Genomic DNA, 4,912 nt, shown 5'->3' with positions numbered 1-4,912 from the left:
GTTCGTTGCGACCGCGTGCGCTCCTGTCCTAGGGGGATACGCCAACCGGTTCAACACGACGTTGAGCCTGGCGAACACGGGGCGGGCCGATGCGGATGTCGCGGTCCAGTTCCTGATTGGGAACTACTCCCTGGGCTACCGCCTGTACGGGGTGCAACAGGGCGCCCAAGTCAACGACACCGCATCCATCTTCTGGGAAGTGCACTCCTCGCCCACGGCGTGCGGGCCGCTCGACAGCCCGGGTCCTCCTGCGATTGCCCTCGCATCCGTGACTCGCTCACCGCCGATCGACCCGCGGTCGCTGATCTATGCGACCGTCACGCCCGTCGCCACCGTGGCGTTCTCGGCCGGCATGCTCGGAGGAATGGAAGGTTTGGCTCGGCGCCGCGGAGTGTCGCTATTCCGTGACCTGCATGGAGAGGGCTGGGGCATCGCGTTCCTCACCGTCTTCGCCGCAAACCTGTTCGCCGGCCTCGTCACCGCGGCGCTCACGATTCCCTACAACTATCCGCCGGACTGGACGCCGCTCTTCGTCTATGTTCCCGTGTACGGCGTGCTCGGAATCGGCATCTTCGTCGTCGCTTGGCGCAAATTGCTCCGAGCCGCGGGCCGTGATCGAAAACCGCCAGCCTGAGCCGAAGCCCCGCTGTCCTGAAGAGCCGCGGCGGGATCACGTGACGCCAGTCCGCTCCCCGCCGCACGGCTTCGATCATGCCCTTCAGCGGAGCTCGATGGCGGGCCGTCCGAAATCCTGCGAGGCTACAGCCGTCGGAGTTCCAGGAGCATGCTCCGGACCGCATCGAGATGGTCCTTGAGTTCGATCTCCTTCTTCGCCCGGTACTCCGCCATTTCCTCCGGCGTGAGGTGTCGGAAGGTGGAATGCGGCATGGCTTCCAGTCGCTCCAGTTCACCCGCCGCGAGCCAGACACCGAAGCAGTCGAGGCACACGTCGACCCGGATGCCGCCTGCGTCCTCTGCCTCCATCAGGCCGCCGCAGTTCGGGCAAAGAAGCTGGACATTCGAGTTAAGGCCCGTGTACTTCGTGAGGAGCTTGTGGAGGCGATGGCTGCCCGTCATGGCCTCGACCTCCTTCTTGTCGAGGAAGATCCCCTGACACTTCGGGCACACGTCGACCTCGACACTTTGGCGGAACGGCTTGCGGATTTCCTTGCGCAGGGGCGTCCAGTCCACGGGACATTCGCGCGTCTCTCGAATCTTGCGATTCCTCGTAAACACGCGTCGCGCAAGGCGACCCCGGCTGAAGAGGCTTTCGCACGCGCGCCCCCCCGGAGCAGCCCGTGCGTGTGAGGGCTCCAAGACCGAGACCCTGTCAGGCGAACGGCCCGGACTCGTACACCCGATCGGTCGGCGGCATCTGTCCCGTTCCACGCAGGGCTTGCAGGAGCCGCTTCCTGGGGGGGAGAATCCGAACGGTCAGCGGCCCCCTGGGTGAGACCAGATCAACCCGCTGGACCAGTGCGCCCAGGTCCACCGCGGAGACCTGCACGCGAACTCCTAGCGCCTTGGGGCGAATCTTAAGGAGCCCGCGTCCCGCGAAGACTCCGACGAGGAATGACGCGGGGATGCATCCCACGATTCCCGCGCCCACGACGACGGATGAATCGGCCGCCGTAACGTGAGCCAGTGTGACCAAGGCCTCGACGATTCCCAACCCGGCGAACATCGCCCCGATGGCCACGACGGAATAGACGATTCGCGCGCCGATGGATGGTCTCATGCCGACCACACCGCTGGATGTAATGTCGAGGACGAAGACCGGCCAGGCGTTGGTCTGGTTCGCTCCCGAGTCTGATCGATGGGAGCCACGCGTGATGGCGGAATGATGGACGATGGGTCGCGGCGAATTGATAGTCGCCGGCGCGTCGGGGAAGGGAAGCGTGCCGGACGTGCCCGTGACGAGAAACCGAAACCGCCCTTCCATGGGGTGCTTCATGGTCGTCGGCATGGTTATGGTTTTCGTGCTCGGCGGACCGGGCCGGCCCCTCGGCCCGCTGAATCATGATCGCGGGAAAATCACGGGTACCGATCATATGCGTCCTGTTTGACGGCTAAGCCGCCAACGCACCACCGACGGGTGCTAGTGTGGCTACGGCGGTTAGTGGCGGCGGGCTGAACACGTCGCCCTTGCGAGCTTCGTGCGTACACCCCCGCTCTATCAACGCGGTCGACTACCGCGGCCGTAAGATGCCTCGTCTTGAGGACGGTTTCCGGCTTAGATGCTTTCAGCCGTTATCCGCATGGCGCGTGGCTGCTGGGCAATGCCTTGCCAGACAACCCATACACTAGAGGCGCCGATCCCCCGTTCCTCTCGTACTTAAGGGACCTTCCCCTCAGGCATCAAAGCGCTTCCACCAAAAAGCAACAAACCTGTCTCACGACGGTCTGAACCCAGCTCACGATCCCTTTTAATGGGCGAACAACCCCACCCTTGGCAGCTCATGCACCACCAGGATAGGAAGAGCCGACGTCGAAGTAGCAAGCCTCCGGGTCGATAGGAACTCTAGCCGGAGACGACTCAGTTATCCCCGGGGTAACTTTTCTGTCATCCATGGCCCCCACAAATGAGGCTCATGGGTTCGCTAGGCCCGAGTTTCCTCTCGTGGACTCTCGTTGGGCAAGTCCACGTCAGGCTGGCTTTTCCCCTTACAGTTAACGGAGGATTTCTGACCCTCCTAAGCCAACCTTTGGGCGCCCTTGTTATCTTTTTGAGGGCGTGGCGCCCCACCCAAACTGCCCACCTATCGTGGTCCCTCCGAAGAGGTAAGCCGTACGAGTCCAGAAGGGCGGTGTTTCATCGGCCTCTCGGTACCGGCCTAGCGGCCGGCCCTTTGTAACGAGTCCCGCCTACGCTACACATCCAAACTCATACGGCAGCGACAGACTGCAGTAAAGCTCCACGGGGTCTTCGCTTTCAGGTGGAAGGTACTGGACTGTGCGCCAGTACGTCAGTTTCACCGGCCTCCACGCGGGGACAGGAGAGCTCTCGTTGGGCCTTCATGCAAGTCGCCAATTAAGCGACAAGGTATTACGCTCACGTCTGTTGCTTTCGAGACCTCTCCCTCGCGCGTACACGTTCGTGTTTCACTCGAGGGAACAGGCGGGTCGCGATTTCTCGCGGCCTCCCCATGTCGCCATGGGGGTCGGACTTTATCTTCACCGCCTTGCGGCGGCGATCGGCGTAAAGTCTCTGAGGGTTCCGACCCCGTTGCCGGGATCGGCCTTCCCTGCGGATTGTCCGCACCGTGCGATTGTTACTGCGGTTGCAGTACACACGGATACTCGGAGTTCCCCGCATATGGCCGATTTTGGTTAAGGCGACGTTTTCACCTTAAGAGGGTCATAGTTACCCCCGCCGTTTACTGGTCCTTCGTCCCGTTGAAACGAGCTTTCAGATACCAGCACTGGGCAGGCTTCAGCGGCCGTACACAACCTTTCGATCTGGCGGCCACCTATGTTTTGGTTAAACAGTCGGGGCTCCCTTGTCACTGCGACCAGCCGCTCGCGCGGCTGGCACCCCTTGTACCGAAGGTACGGGGCTAATTTGCCGAATTCCCTCGCGTGGATTTTCGCCGACACGCCTTGGGCTTTTCACCCAGGGGCACCTGTGTCAGTTCTAGGTACGGACACACGGAATGACTCCAACGTCGTTTTCACGGACACCACGGATCAGCGGACGGACTTGCGTCCGTGCTCCCGCGTTCGCCCCCTTCTCGCCATTACGGCACTCCAGGGGTTTCAACGGTTGAATCGCCAGGCAAGACGACTCCACGTACCGCGATGTGTTGGACGTTGGACAGGGTTCCGCGTAGTGCAGGAATATTAACCTGCTTCCCTTTCGCGTTCCTCGGTTAGGGGAACACTTAGGACCGACTAACCCTCGGCTGACGAGCGTTGCCGAGGAACCCTGGCCCTTTCGGCGGTGCGGATTCTCACCGCACTTTGCTGCTACTCCTCCCAGGATCCTCATTCGAACGCGGTCCACCGGACCTCACGGCCCGACTTCGACCCGCGCACGACGCCCCTCTACAAGATCACCTTGCGGTGCTCTGCAGTATCGGTGACCGACTTAAGCCCCGTCCCTTTTCGGGGCCCATAATCTCGGCTGGTGAGCTGTTACGCTATCTTTGAATGATGGCTGCTTCTAAGCCCACATCCCAGCTGTCTGAGACTACGAACTCCCTTTGGTATTCGCACTGAGTCGGCACTTAGGGACCTTAACTGCAGGTTGGGCGGTTTCCCTTACGAATGCCAAGATTACCCCAGGCACTCGACTCCCGGCATCTACGGCGACCACGGATTTGGAGTTCGACAGGACACCGACGGATTTCTCCGCCTTAGCACCCAATCGGTAGCTCTACCCCATGGCCTAACCTCCGCCGAGGTCCAGCTGCGACTGATTTCGAGGGGAACCAGCCATTCCCGGCCTAGATTGGCCTTTCACCCCTATGCCCAGGTCACCCCAGTGATTTGCACATCAACACGGGTTCGGCCCTCCACCTCCCTTTCGGAAGGCTTCAGCCTGCCCAGGCATAGATCGACCGGCTTCGGGCATCGCACCCACGACTCCTCGCGAGCCCACGACGCGCCTCGCGCCTTGCGGCGTTGCGCGCATGTCGCTTTCGCTTCGGCTTCCCGCGTGAAGCGGTTAACCTCGCCGTGGATTAGAACTCCCTGGCCCGTTATTCACAACGGATAATACGACACCGCTCCACCCTTTCGGGCTTCGTCGCTTTCGTGCCGTATACGTCTGTAACTGACTGGTTTCAGGCTCTTTTTACCTCCCGTCAAGGGCACTTTTCAGCTTTCACTCGCGCTACTAGTGCACTATCGGTCTCGGGTCGTGTTTAGAGTTGGATGTTTATGCCACCCACATTCACGCGCGATATCCGAC

At 61.3% G+C, this 4,912-nt stretch carries 3 protein-coding genes and 1 rRNA gene; 1 reads left to right on the top strand and 3 read right to left on the bottom strand.

The annotated features are described in order from the left end of the window. Positions 1-634 (top strand): hypothetical protein (locus VEY12_04990; protein ID HYM39486.1); only part of this gene is annotated, 634 nt, incomplete at its 5' end. A 125-nt stretch (positions 635-759) separates the two neighbouring features. On the opposite strand, the gene VEY12_04985 is transcribed toward VEY12_04990, so the two are convergent. The 3 genes from VEY12_04985 to VEY12_04975 all read right to left on the bottom strand — a co-directional run. Further along, on the bottom strand, positions 760-1,236 hold the full coding sequence (locus VEY12_04985; GenBank protein HYM39485.1) for a zf-TFIIB domain-containing protein: 477 nt from the start codon (positions 1,234-1,236) through the stop codon (positions 760-762). Positions 1,237-1,330: 94 nt separating this feature from the next. Next, positions 1,331-1,738: a hypothetical protein gene (locus VEY12_04980; GenBank protein ID HYM39484.1), complete on the bottom strand. Its 408-nt coding sequence runs from the start codon at positions 1,736-1,738 to the stop codon at positions 1,331-1,333. 358 nt (positions 1,739-2,096) lie between these two features. Beyond that, positions 2,097-4,912 (bottom strand): 23S ribosomal RNA (locus VEY12_04975); the annotation flags it as partial.

Source organism: Thermoplasmata archaeon (assembly GCA_035632695.1).
Lineage (GTDB): Archaea > Thermoplasmatota > Thermoplasmata > RBG-16-68-12 > RBG-16-68-12 > RBG-16-68-12.
The sequence above is the reverse complement of the archived record's forward strand: the minus strand, read 5'-3'. Positions and strand labels throughout refer to the sequence as shown.